The following is a 26,073-nucleotide window of genomic DNA, read 5'->3' as shown; positions in this document are numbered from 1 at the left end:
ACATTCCTAAACATCCGTATATCGTATACATGTTATCATAAAATCCTTGTTCTGTGGGGGAAAAACAATGACATTCTCATGAAATATTTTAATTTTGTACCATAGAGATGTATAATAGTTAGAGTTTCATAAAAGTCTTACAGGATGGAAAAGAGGAACACAAGCGATGAATAAAAAAACACGTGTCATTCTGGGTATGTCCGGAGGTGTCGATTCTTCGGTTGCCGCGCTGCTGCTCAAGGAGCAGGGGTATGAGGTCATCGGCATTTTCATGAGAAATTGGGACGATACCGATGAATTTGGCCATTGCACAGCCGAAGAAGATGCAGAGGATGTCCGAAGAGTTTGCGACCAGATCGGAATCCCTTTCTATACAGTTAATTTTGAAAAACAGTACTATGACAAGGTTTTCTCTTATTTCTTGGACGAGTACACCAAAGGCCGCACGCCGAATCCGGATGTCATGTGCAACAGGGAAATTAAATTTGGCGAATTGCTCCAAAAGGTCATGGATCTAGGCGGCGATTACATTGCAACAGGCCACTATGCGCAAGTGAAAGAGCAAGATGGCGAGTATACACTCCTGCGGGGCAATGATCCGGGCAAGGATCAAACGTACTTCCTCAACGTGCTGACCCAACAGCAGCTGTCCAAAGCGATGTTCCCCATCGGACACTTGCCGAAGCCTGAAGTTCGAAAAATTGCCGAAGCGGCCGGACTCGCAACAGCCAAGAAAAAAGACAGCACAGGCATTTGCTTCATCGGCGAACGCGATTTTAAAGAGTTTCTTAGCCAATATTTACCGGCCAAACCTGGCAATATGGTAGATATTCGCAATGGCGAAGTCAAAGGCAGACATGACGGTCTGATGTACTATACGCTCGGCCAAAGACAAGGACTTGGCATTGGCGGCTCAGGTTCCGGCGAACCATGGTTCGTTGTGGATAAAAATTTGGAAACCAACGAATTGCTGGTGGTTCAAGGCGAGCAGTATCCCGGTCTCTACTCAAAAGGATTGACGGCTTCCGATGTGAACTGGATCTCGCCAAGAAAGCCGCAAGGCCCTTTCGCCTGCACGGCTAAATTCCGCTACCGTCAGCCTGACCAAGGCGTCGTTCTGACTTTTCAAGAGAACGGAACTGTGGAAGTGGTTTTCGATTCGCCGCAGAAAGCTGTCACGCCTGGGCAATCCGTTGTTTTCTATGACGGTGACATTTGTTTAGGCGGCGGTGTGATTGATAAGGTTCATAAATAATATCAGATAATGTTACATGGGGCGAGTAGAAAGGATGATCAATTTGGTTAAAGTGAATGAGGTAACCAGGAGTGCAGCTACGTATGAGGATGTTGCGAAAATCGTGAAAGAGGTCGGCATTCTCCCTCTCTCCTCTTTCATACCGGATCATCCTTCCCTTGAATCTGTGACAACCCACGAACAGTGGCATACCGGTTTAGAGACCGATCCTTGGCTGTGGCGCGATCGCCTGCCGGGGGACGGACTTGCCGCTTATGGGCGATTTTTTGCAAAGAAGCCTTTATTGATTTCAGCGGAGCTTTTTCCATTGGTCAAAAATCTGTTGGAGGAACCTTATTCCGTTGAAGAACGCTACGAGGACGGGCAGCTGCCCAAATCGGCTGTGGAGCTGTTTCAAGCGGTCGAGGCGAACGAAGGCATTGATGTCAAAGAGCTGCGTGCTGTCACCGGTATGAAAGCCAAGGAGTCCAAAAATGAATTTGACCGGGCGCTCATTGAACTGCAGAGCAAGACGGATATCGTCATTGCAGGCATCAGCGAGCGTTTGAATGCCAACGGGACGAAGAACGGCTGGAACAGCACCTGCTATATGACCGCGCTGCATTGGATGGAGCTTCATGGTTTGAAGGTGAATGCATTGCCTACTCCTGAGGCGAAAGGCCAGTTCAGAACCTATATCCAAGAACGTTACAGCACAGCTGCCGCTCAGTATCTTGGGAAGATTTTTAAGCTGTAGTTTAAAAATAGTGCAGATTATAAAAAGGAGTTAAGCAGTTTTGTTCTTGCTTAGCTCCTTTTTTTGTGGCGTCCACTGCTTGATTCGTGCACCATATGCCCAAATTTACCTCATAGCCTGCAAGTATGCAGTCTCATGCCGACGCAAACCATAAGAGCGAAAGGTGTGAGCGAATGAGTAAAATCTCAGCCGTCCTTCTCCTTATCGGGCTAAGTTGGTGCTGCACGGCACAAGTGAGCATGGAGACAGGCATAGAGACAGACATACTTGAAACGATAGCCCGACAAGCAGCTCCGTCTCAGGAACCCGATCCCCAATATGCAAAATGGAGCCGATTGGCCTTTCATGAGGCCGGCAAAGTATACACATTGCTTGATTACAGATACTTGGGTCATTCACACGTTGCTGCCGGGGTGGATCAACAGCAGTTTCGCTTCTGGGTTAGACACAAGGGCGTGGAGTTTCCGCTAATCGTATCTATTCGATATGATCCTGTATCGGAGAAGCTTTTTACCATCGATATGGAACAAGAAAGAAGAAGGAACTTACAGATCCTATAGATCTGCAGGCTTCCCTCTTCTTTTTTGTTGATTGAGCCTCATCTTCTCTTCTGTCCCCTGTTCGCTGGCTGCAAAGATGATTTCATGTTTGATTTCGTCCGGCAAATATTGCTGCTGCACATAATGTCCGGGATAGTTATGCGGGTACATGTATCCTTTATGTCCGAGCTGCTCTGCTCCCTTGTAGTGCGTATCCCGCAAATGAAGCGGCACGTCTGCGGACTTAACCCGTTCCATCAACTGTTCCGCACGGGAAATGGCGATCGGAATCGAATTCGATTTGGGACTTTCTACGGCGAATAAAATTGCCTGGGAAATGATGTACTTCGATTCCGGCCAGCCGATCTTGTGGTAAGCGTCCATGGCCGTCACGGACTGAACCATGGCCTGCGGATTTGCCAAGCCAATGTCTTCGCTGCTGGCGACGATGAGCCGCCGCAGGAACGTCATGGGATCCATGCCGAGCTTCTCGACGGCGTATAAGAACCAGAACAGAGCGGCGTCGCTGGAGCCGCGCACGCTTTTGTGAAAAGCGGACAGGACGTCGTATTGCGTCGACTCGTCCGCTTTCACAATCGGGCGGCGGACCGACTCTTCCGCCACCTCAAGCGTGATCCGAACCGTACCGTCCGGTTCGGGAGAAGTCGTCAGCGCTGCCAGCTCCAGCGCGTTTAAGGATCGGCGGATATCGCCAACGGCCATCCGCGCGATATGCTCCAGCGCCTCCTCGTCTGCGTGGAGGCGCATGAAGCCGAGCCCCTTGACGGGGTCGGCGATGGCTCTTCGCATGGCGATGAGCGCATGCTCCGCCGTGAGGGGCTCGAGCTGAAACAGCGTCGAGCGCGACAGCAGAGCCCCGTTCACATGGTGAAACGGGTTCTCTGTGGTCGCCCCGATGAAGATGAGGATGCCCTGCTCTACCGCAGGCAGCAGCGCATCCTGCCGCGAGGTGTTGAAGCGATGCACCTCGTCCAGGAACAAGATCGTCTTGCGTCCGTACATCGCTTTGTTGGTCTTCGCCAGCTCGATAATCTCTCGCACGTCTTTGACCGAAGCATCTACGGCGTTCAGCTTCATGAACTCTCCCTTTGTCCGGTTCGCGATGATATTGGCGAGGGTAGTCTTCCCTGTGCCCGGTGGACCATAGAGCAGGATGGAGCTCACTTGATCGGCTTCAATGGCTCTGCGCAGCAGCTTCCCTTTGCCGACAATTTGCTCCTGACCGATATACTCGTCCAGCGTTGCAGGACGCATACGGTCGGCTAACAGCTTTCCGGTCGGTTCTTGCGATGAGGCATATGTAAACAAGTCCATATTGGTTATTCCTTTGCATTGGGTTTAGAAAGACTTGTTCCATTATACCCCGCATGGGTTAGGCTGTCATGTCTTGTGTGGGATGGCTGCCTTCAAGCCTCCAAGCTGCCGGGCTGCTGCGCTACAGGGCCTCCGGACCTCCAAGTTTCCAGCTTTCGAGCCCCCAGATTACGGCAAGGGAACTACAGGACGCTATATCCGCGTAAAGGGCCGCTTTCAAGCGCCAAGCGGAACTACAGGGCCTTATTTGCCCTCCACGCCCTGTTTTCCAGCCAAAACGGGCAAATAGCGGACCATAGTTCCCTCCAGATGGCTAGATCCCCCTATACAGTCGAAATAACGCCCTGTAGTTCCCACATTACTCACGATCCCTAGCAGAAAGGGGCTGTCTCCAAAGATCATACCTGATCTTTGGAGAGACAGCCCCTTATCCATTTATTTCTTCAAACCGATCTCCAGAAGATCCTTCACGGCTACACTCACCATGATCAAACCAGCCACTGGAGGAACGAATGCGTTGCTCGCCGGCGGTTGCTTCGCTTTGCGAATTTCCGGCGCATTCGCGGGTACGATTTGCTGCGTGACGTCCTCACGCGGTTTCATTGGCTCTTCGGTCGAGAAGACGACCTTTACGCCTTTTTTGATGCCTTCTTTGCGCAGCCTTTGGCGCACAACCCGGGCGATCGGGTCCATGCTCGTTTTGGAAATATCCGCGACTTTGAACTGCGACGGGTCCATTTTGTTAGCGGCTCCCATGCTGGAGATGATCGGGATTTTCCGCTCCAGACACTGCTTAATGAGGTGAATCTTATAGGAAATGGTGTCACTTGCATCGAGCACATAGTCGATGTTATGGGCGAACACTTCCTCATACGTTTCCTCGGTATAGAACATCCGCATGGAAATAACATCGCATTCCGGATTGATTAATTTGATGCGATCCCGCATCAAATCCGCTTTGGGCTGCCCCACAGTCGTCGTAAGAGCATGAATCTGACGGTTAATATTCGTGATGTCGACAACATCTTTGTCGATCAGAATCAGCCGTCCGACCCCTGTACGCGCGAGCGCTTCTGCAGCGATTGAACCTACACCGCCGATACCTAATACGGCGATGGTGCTGTTTTTCATAATTTCCAGGCCCTCTGGGCCGATGGCTAGTTCAGTCCGCGAAAATTGGTGAAGCATAGAAACACTTCCTCTTTCATTGTTCTTAAGCTTTAGCAGGCTGCTTAAGCGCTACGCGAATCGACAGCTGCTCAAGCTGTTTGTCATCTACCGTGCCAGGGGCGTCCGTCAACAAGTCCGTTGCGCTTGCTGTTTTCGGGAATGCAATTGTTTCTCTCAAGTTGGTACGGCCTGTAATCAGCATAACCAAACGGTCGAAACCGAATGCAAAGCCGCCATGCGGAGGCGTGCCGTATTCGAAAGCTTCCAGCAAGAAGCCGAACTTCTCAACCGCTTCCTCTTTGGAGAAACCAAGCGCTCCGAACATTTTTTCTTGGACTTCGCGTTGGTAGATACGCATCGAACCACCGCCTACTTCATAGCCGTTCAATACAAGGTCATACGCTTGCGCGCGAATTTGACCAGGGTCCGTGTCGAAGTAATGAATATCGTCTTCGTTCGGACGCGTGAACGGATGGTGCTCCGCTACATAACGTTTCGCTTCTTCGTCATATCCAAGCAGCGGGAAGTCTACGACCCATGCATATTTGAACTGTGAATCGTCGATCAATCCAAGTTGACGGCCGATTTTCAAACGCAGGTTGCCCAGAACGTCCGCCACGACTTTTTTCTTATCTGCGGAGAAGAGCAGCAAATCTCCTTCTTCAGCGCCTAGGCGCTCCGTCAGAGCAGCGATTTCAGCTTCATTGAAGAATTTCACGATAGGCCCTTTGAATTCGCCGTCTTTGACTTGAATCCATGCCAAGCCTTTGGCACCATAACGCGCTGCGAATGGCAGCAAGTCATCGATTTCTTTACGGCTCCAAGTGCCGCAGCTTTTTGCGTTCAACGCTTTGACTTGGCCGCCGCCTTTCACTACATTCGCAAATACTTGAACACCGGAAGTTTGAACGATATCCGATACGTCCTGAAGCTCTAGTCCGAAACGCAGGTCCGGCTTATCGGAACCGTATTTCGCCATCGCATCCGCATACGTAATACGTTGGAACGGACGAGGAATTTCCACTTGGGCGGTTTCTCTCATTAAGTTCACGACGAGTTCTTCCAAAATGTCCAGAAGCTGATCCTGGGATAAGAAGGAAGTCTCGATGTCGACTTGTGTGAATTCCGGTTGACGGTCTGCACGAAGATCTTCGTCGCGGAAACAACGTGCGATTTGGTAGTAACGTTCCAAACCACTAACCATTAACAACTGTTTGAAAATTTGCGGGGATTGCGGCAGCGCGAAAAACTCGCCTGGATGAACACGGCTTGGCACCAAGTAATCACGAGCGCCTTCCGGTGTGCTTTTCGTCAAAATCGGTGTTTCCACTTCGACAAATCCTTGATCGTCCAAGAAATTGCGGAAAATTTTGGACGCTTTGGAGCGAAGCATGAGCGTTCTTTGCATTTCCGGACGGCGAAGGTCCAAATAACGGTATTTTAAACGAACGGCTTCATCCACTTCCACGCCGTCTTCAATGAAGAACGGAGGCGTTTTGGCAGCGTTCATGATTTCGATTTCCGTTACTTGAATTTCAATTTCACCTGTCGGGATATTTTTGTTAACCGTTTCCGCGTCACGTTCTACGACTTTCCCTTTTACGGCAAGCACGTATTCGTTGCGAGCACGGTCGGCGATAGCCAGAGCATCCCCTGAGAAGTCCGGGTTAAATACGGTCTGTACAAGCCCGCTGCGGTCACGAAGATCAATAAATAGTACGCCGCCTAAGTCACGTCTTCTTTGTACCCACCCGTTTAAAATTACAGTCTGTCCTACCTGGGCTTTCGTTAGCTGCCCGCAATGATGTGTTTTGAGCATCATAATGTTGTTGCCTCCTCATGAGTAATTATCAAATTTAAAAACTATCTATTCGAATAGTGTCTTTGCGGCATTTGAGGCAAGATCCACTAAACTTACAATGACTTGAGATCCGGTTTCCATTTGCTTCAGCGTAATTTCGCCGCGGGCTAATTCGTCGTCTCCGAGAATCGCCACATACTTCGCTTGAAAACGGTCTGCCGATTTCATTTGCGCCTTCAATTTGCGCCCTTGGTAATCTTTCTCGGCTTTGAGACCTTGGACCCTTAACTGGTGCAGCAGTTTCGTAACTTCTTTCTCAGCCGTCTCGCCTAACCCGATCAGGTACACATCCAGCGGTTCCGGTTTCGGAATTTCGACACCTTGCGCTTGCAGGACTAACAGAATACGCTCAAGTCCTAATCCCAAGCCTACGCCCGGCTGATCCGTGCCATGACCGCCAATTTGCTCAACTAGACCGTTATAGCGCCCGCCTCCGCCAATCGTATCAATAGCGCCAATTCCGGCTGCTTTGTATTCAAAAGCGGTATGCGTGTAATAGTCAAGCCCGCGCACAAGGCGAGGATTAATGCGATATGGAATTTCCATAGCGGTTAAGTGCTCTTGTACCAGAGAAAAGTGCGTGGAGCATTCTTCATCCAAATACTCAAGAATTTCAGGGGCGCCTTCCCCGTATTTCTGATCGATTTTGCAATCAAGAATACGCATCGGATTGCGGTCATAACGGGATTGGCAATCTTTGCAAAGCTTATCTTTCACAGGTGCAAAAAACTGCTGCAGCTTCTCACGGTAAGCCGTTCTAACGGATGGCGTGCCCACCGAATTAATTTCAACGGTTACTTCTTTCAATCCTATTTCCTTGTAAAAAGTGTACCCCAGCGCAATTACTTCGGCGTCAATGCTGGGATCGACGGATCCGAAAGCCTCAATGCCGAACTGGTGGAACTGACGGTATCTACCTGCTTGCGGCTGTTCATAGCGGAACATAGGTCCCACGTAGTACAGTTTCGTTAAATCAGGCACTCCGTACAGCTTATTTTCGACATAAGCCCTAACGACGCCGGCTGTTCCCTCAGGACGCAAGGAAATGCTGCGATCGCCTTTATCCAGAAATGTGTACATTTCTTTTTCGACGATATCCGTCGTTTCTCCGACACCTCTGGAAAAAAGCTCCGTGCTTTCGAAAATCGGCGAACGGATTTCTTTGTAATTGAATCGTTGACATAAGTCTCTTGCCTTGCTCTCCAGGTACTGCCACTTCTCCACTTCACCGGGAAGCAGGTCCTGCGTGCCTTTTGGCTTTTGAATGCTCATGTGTTCAACCTCCCTTTATCAATTTGTTTGTACTTGATCATATAACAAAAAAATCCCCCACCCCCGACGTTCGTCAGGGACGAGAGATTTGATTCACAAATTCACCCGTGGTACCACCCACATTCAGCTCATCCGCTCTCATGCCAAAGGCATATCAAACAGAATTTGCTCTTAACGGTTAACGCCCGCGTGTACGCACTAGCCGCTACTAGACGGTCGATATATATCGACATGTCGTTCCCGGCAGGTCCTCGGGGAGGTCTTTTCGTTCGCTCATCATAGGAAGCTTGCAGCCTGGACTTCCTTCTCTGGTCATGTGGGGGCGAAATACTTTATCCCTTCAACGGATCACAAAGGTATTGAATTATTGTTTATTGTAAACATTGGCAGAAGTAAAGTCAAGAGACAGGCGTCCATTCGACTTATCTTTCTTGGAATCGTTAATGTAGGTCTGCCCATTTTTGCAACTCGTCCATAACGGGCTTGAGTCCTTTTCCTTTGGCAGTCAATTCATATTCAATACGAACCGGAGTCTCCGGGTACACATGTCGGACAATGATCTCTGCAGCCTCAAGTTCTTTGAATCTCTCCGAAAGCATGCGATCGCTCATACTCGGGATAAGCACGGATATGTCTTTAAACCGTTTAGGTCCCGACAACAAGACATGCACGATAAGTCCTGTCCAGCGCTTTCCTAGAAGTTCAAATGCATTCTCGAATTTAGGGCACAGTTGATAGTCTTCCATAAAAATCATCTCCTTATTAACAATTTTAACATAGTCGCTTGACAAAAGTAAGTATTGCGTAATAATATACTAACATAAAGTAAGTAGTTAAATAAAATTTATTTAAAGAGGAGTTGTTAGTAGTGGCTTTAGGTCTACTTATTATTCGTTTGGTGTTAGGTTTAACATTCGCCGCGCACGGCACACAGAAAGTATTTGGTTGGTTTGGCGGTTATGGTCCAAAAGGCACAGGCGGCTTTTTTGAATCCATCGGCATAAAACCCGGCGTTCTCATGGCTGTTCTTGCCGGATTGTCGGAAATTGCAGGCGGCCTGCTCTTTGCTGCCGGACTTTGGACACCGCTTGCCGCTGCACTTATTATACTTACTATGCTGGTTGCTATTGTAAAGGTTCACGGCAAAAGCTATTGGGCCACTTCGAACGGGTTTGAGTACAATTTGCTTTTGATTGCCGTGGCATTGGGTGTTGCGCTTATCGGTGCAGGCGACTACTCCCTGGACGCTTTAATCGGGTAAAAACATAAGAGGCTATCTCAAAAGGTCCGGAGCGACCTGATGAATAGCCTTTTTTTATGCGCACTTTTGAAAAAGAAAATAGCCTGCAGCACAAAGGTTGCAGGCCTCTAGACAATATATAAATTAAAGGGGGTCGACTTTTATTATATCCGCACTTGATTAAAGGCATATGAAAATTAAATTACAATTTCATTACAGCGTTTCCTCTTCTATTTTCAATCATTTTCATTTTTTCTCCCCCGTATATTCAGTCTTTTTTCACATATACATGTACAACAAGGCGAATGGCCTTGAATTTATCATCAGGAGGCTGTAACAATGACAACACAAAACGAGTTTCAAGAAGAACGGCAGGATCTAGTGGTGCTCTTCTCCGAAGAATCCGAAACCGAAGCCGAAGTTGAAGATGAAGTAGCCGAAGAAGCAGCCGAAGAAGAGGCCATTGAGGATTCGGACGAAGCTGAGGAAGCGGAAGAATCTGCGGAAGAAGAGGAAGTCGAAGGGGAAGAAGAAGCTGAAGAGGAAGTTGATGCCGAGGAGGATGCCGAAGCGGACAATGAAGATTCTGCAGAAGAAGAAGCGGAAGAATCTGCGGAAGCCGAAGAGGATGCTCCCGAAGCAGACTGAAAAATGTAAACGCAGTCACAAAAACTTCCATTGGCTTCGAAAAGAAAAAGAGCCTTACCGCCACAATCGACTGCGGCGCAATAAGGCTCTTATTTGTTGTTTTAGGGCTTGCCCGTAATGCCAATCTTTAAATCTCGAATTAACATATAGGTGTCAGCATTCGTTAGCTTCGCCTTGTCTGCGATGAGCTTCAAAGAAGCGTCTGTGAGCAGCTTATTCTCCATTAGCTTAGCTTGAGCTTCTTTGGACGCAGCTGTCAGCCCTAAAGCTTGTGTTATCGTATACGTGGCTTGCTCAAGAGATAACTGAACTTTATCGGCGTTTTCCAGCTTCGCAATGGCCTGGGAGACATCGCCTTTGAAAGCATCAGGCTTCATTTTCTTCGCACCGCTCACAAGATTCACCATTCGCTTCGGATTGGACGCATCGTCCAGGTGGAAATTATTATCGTACGCCCCGGAAGCCAGCCCCAGCATAAGCGCCGTTTTCAACCCTTCATACGCTTTATGCTCCATAAAAGGCTGCGGCTTGAGTGTAATCGGATGAACTTCCATCCCCTGCTTGTTGAGTTGGTCCTGCAGCTTGGCAATCACTTCTTTGGACGCTGACAGTTGTCGGAACGTCATCTTCTCTTGCTTCGCGAGCATCGCTGCAGCTCCCGCTGCTTCTCCTTCCGCCATGCCCGTCGGCATTACGCGCGCACTGCCGTGCGGCAGAGTATCGTAGCTGGCCGATCTGCCTACGACAAGCAGTCCGTCCACTTTCTGCGGCACAAGGCTGCGGAACGGAATCGCATACTGCTTAGGTTTGCAAACGACAGTTCCCGAGTCTGTTGGAGAAATTCTTTGAATATCAACGGGATAAGAACCGAATCCGATACGGTCCCATTGATCGTTGTTCGTACAGACGTCAACAATATTTAGCCTGTATTCCCCCTGCATGTGGCGTGTTTCCCTCACATATAATTCCGGTGCCGAACCATCCAACTCAAGGCTGGCGAATTCAGGGAATGTCTTTTGCATATAATCCAAAATATTAGGCAGCTCTTTTTTCCCTATGTCAAAAGCTTCTTGAACGGACTTCGGATCAAAAGCATCCACCCCGAAGATTTGCAAAGCATTAATCAGTACTTTATCGTCATTTTCCCTACCCATGTTCAGCCCTCTCATTTTGGCTCTTTCTTTGTTGAGAGGCGGGTATTTGCTCATTTCACCATAACCGAACACGCTGACTTCATTGACGCCAGTATCCGGATTGTTGTCACCATTTAGCCGTTTGGCCATCAGGTTCCAAACCTCAGGGGTGACATTTTTCAGACGAAACGCCAGCGTCACGGCCATTTTGGATTTGGGATCGCCAATATCCTCATGCCCGATCGTGAACGGTACGCCCGCTGCCGCAGCGAAATCCCCATCTTGCGTGGCATCAATGACAGAAGCGGCCTTCACAACTTGTGTGCTGCCGTTTTCGAGCGTAATCGTAGCGCCAGTAACGGATTTTTTGTCCTCTGAAAGCAGCGGATCGATTTTTTTGGTTTTGAGCAGCACATCGATATTAGATTCATTTTTGACCAAATCATAGAACGCATTAGCGGCCGTATTCACATCGAAGGAATCCCCTTCAATTTTGGAATACCACTCCGAGAAAAAGCCTTTGTTAAACACATCGTCCTTCCCCAACAAGTTCTTGCTGGAGGAGTAGTTCATATCAATGGAGTTAATCCAGCCGAGCGTCATAAGCCCCCCGAGGATCTCCCGATTACGTCCATCTACCAAAAGGGTATTCAATCCATTGCGGGCAGCTGAAACAGCCGCTGCAACCCCCTCCGGGTCCGTACCCACGACAATAACGTCGTAAGCCTCTTTCGTTTTCTTCACGGATTTCACTTCTTCGAATTCTTGTTTCGCGTGACTTTGTCCACCGCTGACATGGTACTTATATTGATAATACAAGGATGCCGCTGCTGCCAGCACCGCGAGTAGAATCAAGGTCCCCATCAACCAAAGCCATCCTTTGGAAGCGGAATTGTTACGATTCGGATTTGCCATAAAAAACGAAAGCACCCACCTTGTCCCCTGCTTTTCATACAGCTTACCGGTTAAAGGTTTGATAAGCTTTCTTGAGCAGTCGATTTATTTATAAGCCAAAAACATCAATTGTTAGTTTACCACATTTTAAAGACGTAGAGAAATTCTGCCACTTTCCGGCCTCTTATCTACAAATAAAGCCCCGCACGCTCATGAGGCAGCATGCAGGGCTTTACGATTAACGATATGATTTCTTTGGAACACTTTTCAGCTTTTCTTGCTCAGATGTGAACTCAGAACTCATTTCTGCATCCGCTAGTCCTGGTGCTTGACTCATCCGCTCTGCAAGTGTCGTATGCAGCAGCTGCTGCTCTGGCGCCGTCATGGCTTTGTGTTTGATCGATTGACGCATCTGGATGCTCCTAACTGCAAGAATCTACAGTTTTAGTATAACCAGGCTGTCCGCTTCTTATCCTTTTGTCAGGACGTGTTGCCGTCTATTTGCTATCGATAATCAAAGTCACAGGTCCCCAATTGGTCAATGAAACATCCATCATTTCGCCGAATGACCCCGTTTCCACCTGTAAGCCTTTCGCACGCAGCAGCTCGTTGAACTTGTCGTAGAGCGGTTTTGCGATCTCCGGTCTAGCCGCCGACATGAAGTTAGGACGCTTCCCTTTGCGGCAGTCACCGTACAAGGTAAACTGGGAAACCGATAATATTTGGCCGCCTGTCTCCAGAACAGAATGGTTCATTTTGCCGGCTTCATCTTCAAAAATACGCAGCCCGGATACTTTGTCCGCTATATACACGGCATCCTGCTCGGTATCCTCATGCGTTATGCCTACTAACAGCATAAGACCATGATCGATCCGGCCAACAGATGTACCGTCAACGGTTACTTCGGCGCGCTTGCACCGCTGCACTACTACTCTCATCGCCTTCTGAATCTCCTTACTTTCGTTCGCAACCGCGTGTTAGCTCTGCATAATTCGCGATACGGAATAAACGTCTTTCACACGTTTGATTCTCTCGACAACCGACTGCAAATGATCGATATTTTTGATCAAAATCGTCATATGAATCGTTGCCATCTTATTTTTATCGGATCGGCCCGAAACCGCTGAAATACTCGTCTTGCTTTCTGAAACAGCCTGCAGCACTTCGTTCAAGAAATCTCGACGGTCATGGCCTGTAATCTCAATTTCCACATTGAAGTTGGATTCGATGGCCTCACACCAGTCGACCTCAATGACCCGTTCCTCTTCGCCCATGCTTGTAGGGATATTCGTACAATCCGACCGGTGTACGGACACGCCGCGTCCTCTTGTAATGTAGCCGATGATCAAATCACCGGGAACTGGATTACAACAGCGGGCAAAGCGCACAAGCAAGTTGTCCACGCCCTTCACCCTTACGCCGTTGGTAGGACGGCTCTTCCGTTCGCTTACACTAGGCGCCTTAACTTCTTTAACTTCCGTAGTCAGCTGAAGCACCTGAGCTTCTTCCGCTTCCTTACGCAGCTTCTCCGTCAGCTTCGTGCATATTTGCGCGGCTGTAATACCGCCAAAACCGACGGCAGACAGCATATCTTCAATGTCGTTAAAATTGAACTTCTTCGCCGCTTCGAGCATTTTCTCATCGCTCATCAGTGTCGGCGGATCTATGGCCAACCGCTTGAGCTCGCGCTCAATCATGTTTTTCCCTTTTTCGACGTTCTCTTCACGCTTTTCTTTTTTGAACCACTGCTTGATTTTGCTGCGGGCGTGGGAGGATTGCGCGAGCTTGACCCAATCCTGACTAGGTCCGTATGAATGCTTGGAGGTCAATATTTCAATGATATCCCCTGTTTTCAACTTGTGATCCAAGGGTACGATGCGGGAATTCACTTTGGCGCCGATGGTCCGGTTACCGACCTCTGTATGAATGCGGTATGCAAAATCCAAAGGTACGGAGCCTGCCGGCAGCTCAATGACTTCGCCTTTTGGCGTAAACACAAAAACAAGGTCCGAAAAGAAGTCCATCTTCATCGATTCCATAAATTCGGAAGCATCGTTGGTTTCTTGCTGAAGCTCCAAAATTTCACGGAACCAGCTCATCTTGTCCTCAAAGGTACCTGAAGGAACGACAGATCCGCCCTCTTTGTAGGCCCAGTGGGCGGCGATACCGAACTCCGAGGTCCGGTGCATTTCCCAAGTACGAATTTGAACCTCTAGCGGCTCTCCCTTAGGTCCTATGACCGTTGTATGGAGTGACTGGTACATATTCGGCTTAGGCATCGCGATATAATCTTTGAAGCGTCCCGGCATCGGTTTCCACAACGTATGAATGATACCCAAAGAAGCGTAGCAATCTTTGATGCCGTCGACGATAACGCGCAGCGCCATGAGATCATAAATCTCATTGAATTGCTTGCCGCGGGAGCTCATTTTTTTATAAATACTATAAAGATGCTTAGGTCTTCCGGAAATATCTCCTTGAATCCCCATTTCATCCAGCTTCTCTTTGATACTGTGAATAACGTCTTCAATATACTGCTCACGCTCGGTTCGCTTCTTCTGCATGAGATTCACGATCCGGTAATATTGCTGTGGATTCAAATAACGGAGGGCGATATCCTCCATTTCCCACTTGATGGTGGAAATACCGAGTCTGTGCGCAATCGGACAGAAAATTTCCAGCGTTTCCTCCGCAATGCGGCGCTGGCTCTCCTCGGATTGGTACTTCAATGTCCGCATATTGTGCAAACGGTCCGCCAATTTAATCAAAATAACGCGGATATCCTGCGCCATAGCGACAAACATTTTGCGGTAGTTCTCATTCTGCTGCTCTTCCTTGGACTTGAACTTAATCCGCTCAAGCTTCGTTAAGCCATCAACAAGCATTGCACAAGTTTTCCCGAATTTATCTAGAACAGTCTCCAATGAAACTGTTGTATCTTCAACGACATCATGCAGAAGCGCCGCTATCACGGAAGTGACGTCCATCTGCATGTTCACCAGTATATCTGCAACAGCGAGTGGATGCAGAATATAGGGCTCCCCCGATTTGCGCACTTGGCCATGATGGGCTTCATCCGCGAATTCATAGGCCTCCCGTATCCTCTGCAAATCATTCTCTTTCAGATAGGTGGCTGCCTTCTCTAACAGCTGCTCTATACCCATGCATCTACCCATTCCCTTTAAAAGTTGTTTGAAAAGCGAACTTTTCAACCGCTTATCTTTAGTCGATTTTTATTCATTATGCCTGCAAGGCAGGCTCCGCGTCAACTAGGCGGTACGATACTTTCGACAAAAACCAGCATTTCGCCTCAAATCCATAGAAGTTATGCCTGCCTTACCGGCCTATCAAGGTACAAAAAAGAATCGAATAAAAATTCGATTCTTTCCATTATTTTAATATTGAACTAAGGAAACCACATCTAAACCATCAAACTTGTTTCTGCCTTCCAGGTAGGAAAGCTCAATCAGGAATGCCGCTCCGACAATTTCTCCGCCAAGCTGTTTAATCAGGTCGATGGAAGATTGAATCGTTCCGCCTGTTGCAAGCAGGTCATCGGCGATCAGAACTTTTTGCCCCGGTTTAATCGCATCCTTGTGCATCGCTAATTTATCTTTGCCATACTCAAGCGCATAGTCCACTTCAATCGTCTCGCCAGGCAATTTACCGCTTTTGCGAATCGGAATAAAGCCTACGCCAAGCGCATAAGCGAGCGGAGCGCCGATTACGAAGCCGCGAGCCTCAGGACCGGCAATGACATCAATTTCTTTCTCTTTTACCATTTGTTTCAACTGATCAATCGCTTCTTTATACACAGGGCCGTCTTGCAGCAATGTAGTGATATCTTTAAAGCGGATGCCCGGTTGCGGGAAGTCTGGGATAACGCGGATATAATCTTTGAAATTCATATGATTTCCTCCAATAATTGTTTTTCTTCTTTATTTATCTGTTGAGCAATCCACTGCTCTAGTTCTTTAGCCGAAGAATACATCACGATCGATTCAACTTCCTGACGATTCATTCTATGCTGATAGATGCGGGATGCTGTAAGATCTTTCTTTGCCGGTGACGCATGCAGCTTCACGATAGCGCCTTGTCTTTCGATAAACGCCAGTTCTTCAAACACCGATATAATAAATTGAATCATCGCCGGTGACAGGCCCGATCTTCGGCTAAAAGAGGTCATGACGCGTACATCCTGAACATTCAATGAGCCTTCTTTTTGCAAAGTGCCGTACATCATCTTGAACATTTCTCGAGACGGCAACGTGCTTCCGCTGTCAGGACCTAAATCTGCAAATACAGGGTAACAGCGCATCATCCCTGCAGCTTGCTGCAAAACGCTCTGTAAACCGGCGATGCTCCTTGGGATCGTATACAGAATAATATCCTTCATATGGGCAAAATCGAGCTGTCCGGCACTTGCGTTGCCTGGCCGCAATTGTCCGCTCTCTTGAACGATCCAAAAGGGAACCGAGTCGCCAATTTGAAACGCAGTGGCCGCAAATGCCCCCGCATCCGTCTCGTCAAAAAGGACGATAGCCGGCACTTGACTGTTAGCAGCGCTTGAAGCAAGGGAACTCTGAAGCGTATTCAGCTTTGCGCTCAATTGTCCGGCCCCCCGCCAGTCAAAGAGCTGCATATGTGTGATTTTCAAATCCTGCATGACGATTTGAGGCTTGCGCACACCGTTCCACTCGTTGATGGACAGCTCGCCAAGCACATCGACCTTAGCCGCCGGCGCGATTAGTCCTGCCAAGCTGCCTTTGCTGAAACCGACGGCTTCCACCGAGCAGCTTACTTCATCCTTGGCCTGAGAGAGCGCGAGCTTCAGATGCTGCTTCTCCTTCCCCATGGTTCGGATGTCGCCAAGCAGCAAATCGGTGAACATGAATCTGGGGGCCGGATTGCCCATGCCGAACGGAGCCAGCTTCTCCAGCGCCTCGATGCTTGCGATCGGAACGTCGGGCAAGCTGCATACGGCATCAGCCCTTAATAAAGGGATGAAATCTTGGTCCGTCAGTGTCGCAGCCGCCAGTTCATTCAGCTTATGTGTGAATGCCTCCAGATGAGTGCTGCTTAAGCTCATGCCTGCCGCAGCTTGGTGACCGCCATAGTGGTCAAGCCACTCTTCACAGGCCGTCAAAGCCTTGTGCAAGTCAAAGCCGGCGATGGACCGTGCCGAGCCTTTGGCTATTCCTGTCTGCGGGTCTATGCTGAGCACCAAGGTCGGGCGATAAAATTTCTCCACGATTTTGGAGGCTACAATGCCGACAACCCCGACGTTCCACCCTTCCTTCGCAACGACGATCACTTTGTCCAAGCCGGTGGCTTGCTGCTCCTCAGCCAGAACAAAGGCTTCTTTCGCCATTTCTTCAACGATAAGCTGACGCTCTTTATTCAACATATCCAATTCATAAGCAATATGCTCTGCTTCGGTCTCATCTGTTGTTGTCAACAGTTTAACAGCAATATCCGCCGCTTCCAACCGGCCGCTGGCGTTGATTCGTGGCGCAAGAGAGAAGCCGATATGTCCTGCCGTCACTTCCTTGCGTTCAATGCCCGAAACACCGATGAGGGAACGAAATCCTGCGTAGGCTGATTCCTGCATGCGCTGCAGGCCTTGTTTGACGATTAACCGATTCTCTCCCGTTAGGGGCATTAAATCCGCCACCGTGCCAAGCGCCGCAAATTCAAGCAGTTCTTCCGGCAGCCTGTCCAGCAAGGCATGGGCCAGCTTTAAGGCAACGCCGACGCCCGCGAGATGTTTAAAAGGATACGGGCATCCCGGCTTCTTAGGATTAATGACCGACAAAGCCTGGGGCAGGTGCTCCGGAGGCTCATGGTGATCTGTAACAATAACATCTATGCCCAGTTCCTGGCAATAAGCTATTTCTTGAACGGCGCTTATGCCCGTGTCCACGGTAATTAATAAATCGACGCCTTGTTCTTTGGCTAAGCCAACCGCAGCGCGGTTCAGACCATAGCCTTCACGAATGCGATGCGGGATATACGTATCAAACCGGGCGCCCAAGCCTTTTAACAAATGATACATGAGCGAGGTGCTGCTTACGCCATCGGCATCGTAATCCCCATACACCCGGATAAATTCATCGTTCTGGATAGCTTTCCGGATACGCTCTACTGCCGAACCCATTCCGTCCAGCAAATACGGATCATGATAATGCTGAACCCCGCCATGCATAAATTGTTCGGCATCCGGCACGGTCCTTATGTCTCGGAGAACAAGCAGTCTGGCCACAAGCGGTTCGATCTGAAGCTCGCGCACAAAAGTTTCTATGAGCATTTCATCCGCATTTCCAATGCTCCATCTTGCCTTTGGTGCTAGCACTCGGTGTGTCCTCCTTAGCGTTTTCCGCGAGGAAAACTTTCTTCGTAAGCGTTGCTGCTATGATTAATGAATGACAGACGGGAGCTCGCTGAGCTCTGAATCCGTTGTATGCTTATAGGGATAACCTGCATCGTAAGGGGCCACATGCACAACCACATCCGATACATGATGGAATCGTTTCATCAACTGCTGTTTAACCTTTTTGGAAATTTCATGCCCTTCCCATACCGATACCCTTGGATTCACGCTGATTTTGATATCGACGACGACATAATGTCCTTGCTCTCTGGCCCTTAGGTCATCTACCGTGACCACGCCTTTGACCAGTTGAACCACGGCAATCAAATCGTCAGCATCTTCCTGCTGCAGGACGTACTCCTGCTTTTTATGTAATGCTGCCCTTACGAGAGAATATCCCATCCTAACGATCAAAAGAGAGACGATGATTCCTGCTAAAGGATCCATATAATAAAGGAAAGATACATCCAAGTAACCGGCCAGCGCAGCGCCGAATACTCCGATTAGAGCCACAATAGTAGAGTATATATCGGATCGATGTCCCCTGCTATTGGAAATTAATTCCTGAGAGCCGATTCGTCTGGCCATCCTGATCGCGTATTGATACATGATTTCTTTGACAGCGAGAGAAATGCCAAGCGCAACGAGTGCGTAATTCTTGATGACATGTTCCGGCCCGGCCCACATGTTTTTAATCGCAGAGATGCCCATCTCAATACCAACAACCAGGACGACGATAGCCAGCAAAATGGTTGCGACAGAAACTTTTTTCTCCGGTTCATGGGGATTCGCTGCCTCGGGCGACAATCTTGCCGATCGTATTCGAAGCAGTGCAGCGGAGGAGGCGATTGCCCCCGATGCCGAATGCGCCGCGTCAGCTAACAGGGCTGAGCTTTGCACCATAACCCCAACAATCCCTTTCAGACACGCAAGAACTGCATTGCCGGCGATACCGCCCCATATAGCGAATTCCGTCTTTTGAAAACGCTCGTCTTTCACGCTGACACTCCCCCTGAACGGATACAAAGGCCGCGCAACATTCACGCGGCCGGTTATTATGGTTATTACGCTGCAGCTTTCTTTTTAGAACTACGTAACGATTTTCTTTTCAAGAGGTACCAGAGCGAACAAGCAATAACGATAGATGAGTAAGCACCGCTTGTCAAACCGACCAGCTTCGCAAGTGCGAACAGCTTAATGGACTCGCTTCCGAATATGTACAAGCAGCCTGCCGCAATCAATACCACGAGAACGGTATTGATATTCCGCGCCATCGTCTGCCAAATACTATCGTTGACCAAGGCAACGAGGTCCTCATCCGTTTTGAGCTTGGCAAATCTTAAGTTTTCACGGATGCGGTCAAAAATAACGATTTTATCGTTGATGGAATAACCGATTGTCGTCAAAACCGCCGCCAAAAACGGCAAGTTAACCTCTAAACGGAAAATAGCAAATACCGCGATAACCATGAAAGCATCGTGCAAAATAGCAATAATCGCGGCAATCGCAAAGCGCCATTCAAACCGGATGCTGACATATACGCAAATCAATACGCTGGCAATAGCTACCGCATACACGGCTTTAAGCAGCAATTCTTTGGCCAATTGAGGATCGACCGTGTTAATTTCTTTGGAAACCTCTGTGCTATAAGCAGTTGCGAAAGCTGCCTGAATTTTATTAACCGTATCATCGTTAAGAACATCGTCGAAACGGATCGAGACCCGGTCGCTGTTATTCCCGCCGATCGTCGGGTCCGCATAGCGCGACTTCAAATCGCCGCTCGATACAAGACCTTTCAGAAGCTCATCCACTTTCGCTTTGTCCAACTGTTTGCCGACGACAAGATCGATATTCGTTCCTGCTTTGAAGTCGACGCCGAAGTTCATTCCCGAGATCAGGACGAAAGCCAGACCAATGACAAGAAGTACAATCGAAATTCCAAAAAATTTGTTGCGCGTTCTTACAAAGTCAAACTTGTTTTTAGAGTCCACGAATGTCTGCCTCCTTCACACCGAAATAACTTGGCTTTTTGAGCAAGTTGCCTCGTATGATCAGATGCAACAGCCATCTGGAGAAAACAACGTTCGTTAAGATACTGATAACAATACTTAACATCGTAATAACCGCGAAGCCGCGAATCGCGCCGTTTCCTACATAATACAGAACAATACCGGCGATCAAGTTCGTGACGTTGGCGTCCATAATGGTACGGAAGGAGTGTTTGGAGCCCGCTTTCAAGGATGAAAGAATGCTCTTGCCCGCGCGAATTTCTTCACGAATTCTTTCGTATGTAATAATGTTTGCGTCAACTGCCATACCCGCTCCCAATACGAGGGCTGCGATACCCGGCAGCGTCAAGGTCGCATTCATAAAGTCGAAAATTGCCAGCAGCACCCAAATGTATGTAATGAGCGTGAACGCCGCAACAAGCCCCGGTGCACGATAGTACAGCACCATAAAGAGGAAAATCAGGATCGATGCAATCAGCCCTGCGCGTGCCGTTTGGTGCAGGGAGGCTTTACCCAGCGTCGCATCAACACGTTGAATGTATTTCTCGGTTAACTTCAGCGGCATTGCCCCTAAGTTAATCATTTTCGCTACTTTCGTCGCTTCTGTTACGCTTGTTTGTGTAATAATAGCGGAATCGCTGTCAATCGGGAAATTAACGGATGCTGTCGATTGCACTTGATCATCCAAATAAATGGACAAGGTGCTGCCAACCAGCTTCGTCGTTACTTCCTTAAACTTCTCACGGCTTTTCATTTTGATTTCTACAATCGGCTGTTTCGTGTTCGGATCGTAGCTCAATTTCGCCGCGTTTTCTACGAAATCCGTACCGTTCATGTAGACGGTGCCATCCGGACCTCTGAAGGTAAGAACAGACGGTTTGGACATCAAGGATCTAACTTCTTCCTCGTTCTCCACGCCGGCAAGACGTACGCGAATTCGATCTGATCCTTCCGGGTAGACCTCTGGTTCTGCTACACCAAGGGAGTCAGCCCGTTTAGCAAGACTTTCCGCCGCTTGCGTAAGCGTTTCCTTAGTTAAAGGTTGTCCAGCTGTTAAAGGCTCTGCGGTGTACAAAATTTCAAATCCGCCTTTTAAATCCAATCCAAGCTTGATTCGTTCTACAAGTCTAGGGCTTGTTGCTCCGATTGCGCCAAGAACAATTACAACCGTTAGAAAAAAGAACGATATTCTTTTCCAATCCAGCATCTCTTGCTTGTCTCCCTTCAATACTCAATATGCCTATTATATACAGGTCTGAAAATCGAGTCAATTTAAGTCGCTTCATGAAAAATAAGCCCTTTTCTTAGAATTGGGCCCCTCTATACATACTTATCGTCATCCAGTTCATAAACTGGGTCGATTTCAGTGATAAAATGTCATTCACAATTTGATGAAGAGAAGGGACACCCGTTTTACGGTACTTGTCACTCACACAATCCCAAATCTCTTTCCCGGTGACATGTTCATAGCCAAGCAGTACAAATTCCTCGACTTTGCTCAAGCAAAGGCTCTCGATAATTTCGTTCAGTTCAAAATCGGAAAGATCAATCCCGGCTTCCTCTTCCGTATCCGGGGGAGCAGACTCTCCTTCCTCAAGCTGTGCATTCTCCTTGTCCTCAGGATGATGAGGCACTTGATCGTTATCTTCTCCATTCATAGAGAGATCCTCCTAAGGTTCGATTTATCTGAATCATTGGATACATTCGATGTTCACCTGCCTTTTTCCTGCCAAGCTTTGACCTGTCCATAAAATGTTAGCATGAGCCCCACCAACCCGCGCATATCCATAGTGTAAGACAAGTATCGGAAGAGGGTATGGCATGACCAAGCAATCGTTTATCAGAGGTACGATGATTCTTTTGGCCGCAGGCATTTTGAACCGTATTCTCGGCTTCATACCCAGAATAACGTTGCCGCGTGTCATCGGCGCAGAAGGCATAGGCATTTATCATATGGGTTGGCCTTTCCTCTCCGTCATTCTGACGATCATTACAGGCGGTATTCCTGTTGCGATTGCCAAGCTGATTGCGGAAGCCGAAGCCGAGCGCAACGAAACGAGAATCCGCAGCATTCTGCGAATTTCTTTAGCTTTGACAATTGCCCTTAGCGTTCTATTTACAATTGCCTGCGTTGCGGGAGCCTCTTGGATAACCTCCCATCTGTTAACGGACACACGCGTTTATTACACGTTCCTGTGCATGAGTCCTATGATCCCGATCATTGGGATCTCCGCCGTATACCGTGGTTACTTTCAGGGCAGACAGAATATGATTCCTACAGCCACTTCGCAAATCATGGAAACACTGATTCGCATTGTGATGGTGCTTCTATGCTCGTATGTAATGATCCCTTACGGGATCGAATATGCCGCGGCCGGGGCCATGGTGGGTGTTCTTGCCGGTGAAATTGGCGGACTGGCTGTGCTAGCCATCCATTTCAGGTACGACAAGAAATCGTCCCCCAAACTGCCTGTCGCCAACATCGGCACAACGAAAACGAATGGCCGGCTGGCTAATTTCCGCAGAATTCTGCGCATCTCGATTCCGATTACCGGAAGCAAGCTGATTGGCGCAAGCTCTTACCTGTTTGAATCCATTCTAATTGCGCAAAGTCTGGCCATTGCCGGCATTACCACGTCGCTCGCTACAGCCCAATATGGCGCTTTACAAGGGATGGTGATTCCCATCATTCTGCTGCCCAGCGCACTGACCATGTCCTTATCGGTCTCGCTTGTCCCCTCCTTAAGCGAAGCCGCCGCCCGCAAAGATATCAAAACCATCCATGCGCGTCTGCATCAATCCTTGAAGCTGGCGCTAGTCACCGGAGCACCGTTCGCGGTCCTCATGTTCGTGCTCGCTGAGCCGATCTGCAGGTATATGTACAATCAACCCGATGTAGGCGTCATGCTGAAAATGATGGCTCCTATCGCCATATTCATTTATTTTCAAGCGCCTCTGCAATCGACTTTACAAGCTTTGAACAAGCCCGGCGCCGCGCTAATCAACACGCTCATAGGCTCGAGCGTCAAGCTGATCCTTATTTATTGGCTGGCCAGCAAACCGGAGCTTGGCATTCACGGAGCCGTTTTTGCCATCAATGTTAATATTGTACTGGTTACGCTCCTGCATTGGAACAGTGTTGTGCGCTTGTTGAAATTCCGCATGGAAGGCAGCGATTTCGGGAAAATAGGAGCGGCAATGGCACTTTCCGGCCTATCCTGCTACTTCATCATGTATGTCCCCTGGACTTCTGTTGAATGGCTTCGTTTTGCAGCTTCGTCTCTTACAGGTATTGTCGTGTATATGTTTTTCATTACCGTTTTCCGACTGATTCGTTTGAAAGATCTGACCCGAGTCATGAACTTGGGCAAAAGAATTATCCGTTAACCTATCTCTTCCGGTCAAGGAACATCCGCCCTCTATGATCAATGGAGCAGTAAAACACTTCTTTGAAATCGCGCGCTCCTTTGATCTGCAGCTGGTTTTTCAGCCAAAATCTCGTTTTCCCTATTTTTTCCAAATTATCATCCTGCACTTTGCCATCCATAATGAGCGGCAGCGGAAGACCCTCATAACGAATCGTGCCTTTGAGGCCATGTTCGTCTATGGTGGTCTCTTTTACTTTCTCTTTCTGGCTTTTCTCCACAACGCTTAATTTCCCCGAAGGCTCAAGAACGGCAAACTCCACATCGGCGACATTCATGATCTTATTTTGTCTTAACTGCTGCATTAAATCATCCAAATTATACCGGTGCTTCCTCATTTCCTCCCGATCGATCAAGCCTTCTTTAATAATGACGCTGGGTTCTCCATCGAATAGAATCCTGAGATTTCTATTCTTCAGGGTGATGTAGGCAATAAAGATTTGGATAAGCACTAGCGTAGCCATTGGAACGAGCCCGGCCATAAGCGGTTTCGCTGCATCCTCCAGCACGAAAACAGCAATTTCGGCAATCATAATCGAAATGACCAGATCAAACAGCGACAACTTCCCGATTTCCCGTTTTCCCATGAGACGGAGCATGAGGAATACGACAAAATAGATCAGCACGGTACGAAAAAAAATGGTCAGAATATCCATGAATAGCCTCCCTGATCTAAGCTCTTGCTTGTTCTCGGAGTTCACTGGTATTCTGACCGCTGATGCACTTCATCATGCAGATTTTACGTATTCAATTGTTGGCAATTACAGTAGAAATAACTTGAAATACACCGTTGCTGCAATGAATAAAACCAAGGAGATTGGCCCTGCAATCATGAAATAATTACGAAAATTCAGCCCTCCACCTTCTTGCTCGGAAAGTGCTGCCGCATACATGCCAGGTAGGGAACCAAAGAGCGTAACCCCGCTTCCAATCGCCGTACCGACAATCAGCGACCACCATAGAGGCTGGACAGTCACTTGAGAAATACTTTGCATATCCTGGCCGACATGCTCGATCACTGGAATCATAGCCGCGGTATAAGGCACGTAATCCACAACGGATGATCCGAATCCTGTCAGCCATAACAAGAGAATGGAGAAGAACGACATGCTGCCCTGGCTGATTTCTAGTCCTCTAACTGCGATGAACCCCGAAATTCCTGCATACGTTAACCCGCCAACCATGATGAATATTCCTAAGAAAAACAAAGCCTGTGTGTCGAGTATGCCATTCCAGACGGAAAGGTAATCTTTTCTTTTGACAAGCTGGATCAGATCTTCGTAATTGAGTGCCAAGAACGCTATTGCTCCACCGGCGGCAATGTAAGCTGCATGCCAGCCCAAAATGCCCTGAAATAAAAAAGCCAGCAGCGTTAATCCCGAAATGGCACATCCTCCAAGAAACATGACCCTGTTTTCGGGTAAATAAGAGTCTGGTTGCAGACTAAGAACTTCCCGCTTGTATGTTTCCGGAATGATCATCTTCCTGCCATAAAGAATCCACATCGTGAGGTAAACGATGGCAAGCATGATAATAACGAGCGGAGCGATTTTGATCAGCATTTCTCCTGTTGTTATATGCTCCGCCGCACCGATCAACCTGTTGGACCAGTTGCCCAACAGAGTTGCTGCACCGCCTAGATTCGCGGATAACAAAACAGAAATCAGAAAAGGAACCGGCGATAATTTCATCATCTTCGTTGTTTTAAAGAGCAGCGGGACGATGACAGCAACAGCAAGCAAGCTGCTCAATAATGCCGAAACGACAGCGGCCAGCATCGACAAACACAGCAGTATCGTAAAAGGCTGCAGCCGAAACACGCGTATGATTTTGCTTGCCGAATAAGCAATAAGTCCAGTTTTCTGAAAAAGCCCGGCAATGACAAATAAACTGATAAGAAACAAAAGGATCTCCCAATTCGCGTATGCGGTAAACGCCTTTCCTATTGGAACAATGCCCAGCAGCAGCATCAGAACGGCTCCGCCAAGCGCCGTATACATTCGGTCCCACTTCTCGATCAATATACAAACATATGCTGCCATAAAAATAATGAGAGCTGCAATAGCCTGCCATAGAGCGGGTCCTTGAGAAAATTCCGTCATAATTATTCACCCTTCCTTTGAACAGTCTGTACTAATTCTATGTGCTTGGCCATACAATGATGTTAATGAAAAGAACGAAAATAA

Annotated in this window: 23 protein-coding genes; 6 read left to right on the top strand and 17 right to left on the bottom strand. The window is 48.3% G+C overall.

Annotated elements, in window-relative coordinates; all coding sequences use genetic code 11:
- Positions 1-166: 166 nt before the first annotated feature.
- The 3 genes from mnmA (at position 167) to GC097_RS29985 (ending at position 2,551) form a co-directional block, all read left to right on the top strand.
- The gene (mnmA, locus tag GC097_RS29995) at positions 167-1,255 is read left to right on the top strand and encodes a tRNA 2-thiouridine(34) synthase MnmA (RefSeq protein WP_171686929.1); all 1,089 of its coding nucleotides are present in this window, start codon (positions 167-169) and stop codon (positions 1,253-1,255) included.
- A 16-nt stretch (positions 1,256-1,271) separates the two neighbouring features.
- Positions 1,272-1,991: an AlkZ-related protein gene (locus tag GC097_RS29990; protein ID WP_171686928.1), complete on the top strand. Its 720-nt coding sequence runs from the start codon at positions 1,272-1,274 to the stop codon at positions 1,989-1,991.
- Between the two features lie 173 nt (positions 1,992-2,164).
- Positions 2,165-2,551 carry a DUF3889 domain-containing protein gene (locus tag GC097_RS29985; protein ID WP_171686927.1) on the top strand — a complete coding sequence of 129 codons (387 nt, stop codon included), beginning with the start codon at positions 2,165-2,167 and terminating at the stop codon, positions 2,549-2,551.
- On the opposite strand, the gene GC097_RS29980 is transcribed toward GC097_RS29985, so the two are convergent.
- The 5 genes from GC097_RS29980 to GC097_RS29960 all read right to left on the bottom strand — a co-directional run bounded on the left by GC097_RS29980 (position 2,546) and on the right by GC097_RS29960 (position 8,914).
- On the bottom strand, positions 2,546-3,865 hold the full coding sequence (locus tag GC097_RS29980) for a replication-associated recombination protein A (protein ID WP_171686926.1): 1,320 nt from the start codon (positions 3,863-3,865) through the stop codon (positions 2,546-2,548). The two genes, GC097_RS29985 and GC097_RS29980, sit on opposite strands and share 6 nt — an antisense overlap.
- 435 nt (positions 3,866-4,300) lie before the next feature.
- Positions 4,301-5,053 carry a tRNA threonylcarbamoyladenosine dehydratase gene (locus GC097_RS29975; protein WP_171686925.1) on the bottom strand — a complete coding sequence of 251 codons (753 nt, stop codon included), beginning with the start codon at positions 5,051-5,053 and terminating at the stop codon, positions 4,301-4,303.
- 25 nt (positions 5,054-5,078) lie between these two features.
- Positions 5,079-6,857, bottom strand: a complete 1,779-nt coding sequence (aspS, locus tag GC097_RS29970) for an aspartate--tRNA ligase (protein WP_171686924.1) — start codon at positions 6,855-6,857, stop codon at positions 5,079-5,081.
- 45 nt (positions 6,858-6,902) lie between these two features.
- Positions 6,903-8,168: a histidine--tRNA ligase gene (gene hisS, locus GC097_RS29965; protein ID WP_171686923.1), complete on the bottom strand. Its 1,266-nt coding sequence runs from the start codon at positions 8,166-8,168 to the stop codon at positions 6,903-6,905.
- A gap of 440 nt (positions 8,169-8,608) precedes the next feature.
- A complete protein-coding gene (locus GC097_RS29960; RefSeq protein ID WP_171686922.1) occupies positions 8,609-8,914 on the bottom strand; it encodes a winged helix-turn-helix transcriptional regulator in 306 nt (101 codons plus the stop codon).
- Between the two features lie 122 nt (positions 8,915-9,036).
- On the opposite strand from GC097_RS29960, the gene GC097_RS29955 reads away from it, so the two are divergent.
- Both GC097_RS29955 and GC097_RS29950 read left to right on the top strand, forming a co-directional pair.
- The gene (locus GC097_RS29955) at positions 9,037-9,429 is read left to right on the top strand and encodes a DoxX family protein (protein WP_171686921.1); all 393 of its coding nucleotides are present in this window, start codon (positions 9,037-9,039) and stop codon (positions 9,427-9,429) included.
- Between the two features lie 318 nt (positions 9,430-9,747).
- Positions 9,748-10,056 (top strand): hypothetical protein, encoded by a 309-nt coding sequence (locus tag GC097_RS29950; protein ID WP_171686920.1) that lies wholly within the window; start codon positions 9,748-9,750, stop codon positions 10,054-10,056.
- A 101-nt stretch (positions 10,057-10,157) separates the two neighbouring features.
- Here the strand turns inward: GC097_RS29950 and GC097_RS29945 are convergent, their stop codons facing one another.
- The 10 genes from GC097_RS29945 to GC097_RS35105 form a co-directional block, all read right to left on the bottom strand.
- Positions 10,158-12,104, bottom strand: a complete 1,947-nt coding sequence (locus tag GC097_RS29945) for an FAD-dependent oxidoreductase (RefSeq protein ID WP_171686919.1) — start codon at positions 12,102-12,104, stop codon at positions 10,158-10,160.
- Positions 12,105-12,321: 217 nt separating this feature from the next.
- Complete coding sequence (locus GC097_RS29940; RefSeq protein ID WP_171686918.1) at positions 12,322-12,495, bottom strand: hypothetical protein; 174 nt, start codon at positions 12,493-12,495, stop codon at positions 12,322-12,324.
- Positions 12,496-12,580: 85 nt separating this feature from the next.
- Complete coding sequence (gene dtd, locus GC097_RS29935) at positions 12,581-13,021, bottom strand: D-aminoacyl-tRNA deacylase (protein WP_171686917.1); 441 nt, start codon at positions 13,019-13,021, stop codon at positions 12,581-12,583.
- A 39-nt stretch (positions 13,022-13,060) separates the two neighbouring features.
- Positions 13,061-15,247, bottom strand: coding sequence for a RelA/SpoT family protein (locus GC097_RS29930; RefSeq protein WP_171687017.1), 2,187 nt, complete (start codon positions 15,245-15,247; stop codon positions 13,061-13,063).
- 231 nt (positions 15,248-15,478) lie between these two features.
- Positions 15,479-15,991, bottom strand: coding sequence for an adenine phosphoribosyltransferase (locus tag GC097_RS29925; protein ID WP_171686916.1), 513 nt, complete (start codon positions 15,989-15,991; stop codon positions 15,479-15,481).
- The gene (gene recJ, locus GC097_RS29920) at positions 15,988-18,435 is read right to left on the bottom strand and encodes a single-stranded-DNA-specific exonuclease RecJ (RefSeq protein WP_171686915.1); all 2,448 of its coding nucleotides are present in this window, start codon (positions 18,433-18,435) and stop codon (positions 15,988-15,990) included. Before recJ ends, GC097_RS29925 begins: the two co-directional genes overlap by 4 nt.
- 63 nt (positions 18,436-18,498) lie before the next feature.
- A complete protein-coding gene (locus tag GC097_RS29915; RefSeq protein ID WP_171686914.1) occupies positions 18,499-19,452 on the bottom strand; it encodes a cation diffusion facilitator family transporter in 954 nt (317 codons plus the stop codon).
- A gap of 65 nt (positions 19,453-19,517) precedes the next feature.
- Positions 19,518-20,444, bottom strand: a complete 927-nt coding sequence (secF, locus tag GC097_RS29910; protein ID WP_171686913.1) for a protein translocase subunit SecF — start codon at positions 20,442-20,444, stop codon at positions 19,518-19,520.
- On the bottom strand, positions 20,434-21,666 hold the full coding sequence (gene secD / locus GC097_RS29905) for a protein translocase subunit SecD (RefSeq protein ID WP_171687016.1): 1,233 nt from the start codon (positions 21,664-21,666) through the stop codon (positions 20,434-20,436). The genes secF and secD overlap by 11 nt, the downstream gene beginning before the upstream one ends.
- Before the next feature lie 100 nt (positions 21,667-21,766).
- Complete coding sequence (locus GC097_RS35105) at positions 21,767-22,120, bottom strand: post-transcriptional regulator (protein WP_171686912.1); 354 nt, start codon at positions 22,118-22,120, stop codon at positions 21,767-21,769.
- A gap of 163 nt (positions 22,121-22,283) precedes the next feature.
- On the opposite strand from GC097_RS35105, the gene spoVB reads away from it, so the two are divergent.
- Positions 22,284-23,849, top strand: coding sequence for a stage V sporulation protein B (spoVB, locus tag GC097_RS29895; RefSeq protein ID WP_171686911.1), 1,566 nt, complete (start codon positions 22,284-22,286; stop codon positions 23,847-23,849).
- A 1-nt stretch (position 23,850) separates the two neighbouring features.
- On the opposite strand, the gene GC097_RS29890 is transcribed toward spoVB, so the two are convergent.
- Together GC097_RS29890 and GC097_RS29885 are read right to left on the bottom strand one after the other, a co-directional pair.
- A complete protein-coding gene (locus GC097_RS29890; protein ID WP_171686910.1) occupies positions 23,851-24,543 on the bottom strand; it encodes a DUF421 domain-containing protein in 693 nt (230 codons plus the stop codon).
- A 105-nt stretch (positions 24,544-24,648) separates the two neighbouring features.
- Positions 24,649-25,989: an ArsB/NhaD family transporter gene (locus GC097_RS29885; protein WP_171686909.1), complete on the bottom strand. Its 1,341-nt coding sequence runs from the start codon at positions 25,987-25,989 to the stop codon at positions 24,649-24,651.
- Between the last annotated feature and the right edge of the window lie 84 nt (positions 25,990-26,073).

The sequence above is a fragment of the Paenibacillus planticolens genome, assembly GCF_013141725.1.
GTDB classification, from domain to species: domain Bacteria; phylum Bacillota; class Bacilli; order Paenibacillales; family NBRC-103111; genus Paenibacillus_E; species Paenibacillus_E planticolens.
The sequence above is the reverse complement of the archived record's forward strand: the minus strand, read 5'-3'. Positions and strand labels throughout refer to the sequence as shown.

Bases quoted from the DNA above. Each gene is read 5' to 3' on its own strand.
- mnmA (WP_171686929.1), top strand. From the start codon at position 167: ATGAATAAAAAAACACGTGTCATTCTGGGTATGTCCGGAGGTGTCGAT.
- GC097_RS29990 (WP_171686928.1), top strand. From the start codon at position 1,272: ATGGGGCGAGTAGAAAGGATGATCAATTTGGTTAAAGTGAATGAGGTA.
- GC097_RS29985 (WP_171686927.1), top strand. From the start codon at position 2,165: ATGAGTAAAATCTCAGCCGTCCTTCTCCTTATCGGGCTAAGTTGGTGC.
- GC097_RS29980 (WP_171686926.1), bottom strand. From the start codon at position 3,865: ATGGACTTGTTTACATATGCCTCATCGCAAGAACCGACCGGAAAGCTG.
- GC097_RS29975 (WP_171686925.1), bottom strand. From the start codon at position 5,053: ATGCTTCACCAATTTTCGCGGACTGAACTAGCCATCGGCCCAGAGGGC.
- aspS (WP_171686924.1), bottom strand. From the start codon at position 6,857: ATGATGCTCAAAACACATCATTGCGGGCAGCTAACGAAAGCCCAGGTA.
- hisS (WP_171686923.1), bottom strand. From the start codon at position 8,168: ATGAGCATTCAAAAGCCAAAAGGCACGCAGGACCTGCTTCCCGGTGAA.
- GC097_RS29960 (WP_171686922.1), bottom strand. From the start codon at position 8,914: ATGGAAGACTATCAACTGTGCCCTAAATTCGAGAATGCATTTGAACTT.
- GC097_RS29950 (WP_171686920.1), top strand. From the start codon at position 9,748: ATGACAACACAAAACGAGTTTCAAGAAGAACGGCAGGATCTAGTGGTG.
- GC097_RS29945 (WP_171686919.1), bottom strand. From the start codon at position 12,104: ATGGCAAATCCGAATCGTAACAATTCCGCTTCCAAAGGATGGCTTTGG.
- GC097_RS29940 (WP_171686918.1), bottom strand. From the start codon at position 12,495: ATGCGTCAATCGATCAAACACAAAGCCATGACGGCGCCAGAGCAGCAG.
- dtd (WP_171686917.1), bottom strand. From the start codon at position 13,021: ATGAGAGTAGTAGTGCAGCGGTGCAAGCGCGCCGAAGTAACCGTTGAC.
- GC097_RS29930 (WP_171687017.1), bottom strand. From the start codon at position 15,247: ATGGGTATAGAGCAGCTGTTAGAGAAGGCAGCCACCTATCTGAAAGAG.
- GC097_RS29925 (WP_171686916.1), bottom strand. From the start codon at position 15,991: ATGAATTTCAAAGATTATATCCGCGTTATCCCAGACTTCCCGCAACCG.
- GC097_RS35105 (WP_171686912.1), bottom strand. From the start codon at position 22,120: ATGAATGGAGAAGATAACGATCAAGTGCCTCATCATCCTGAGGACAAG.
- spoVB (WP_171686911.1), top strand. From the start codon at position 22,284: ATGACCAAGCAATCGTTTATCAGAGGTACGATGATTCTTTTGGCCGCA.
- GC097_RS29890 (WP_171686910.1), bottom strand. From the start codon at position 24,543: ATGGATATTCTGACCATTTTTTTTCGTACCGTGCTGATCTATTTTGTC.
- GC097_RS29885 (WP_171686909.1), bottom strand. From the start codon at position 25,989: ATGACGGAATTTTCTCAAGGACCCGCTCTATGGCAGGCTATTGCAGCT.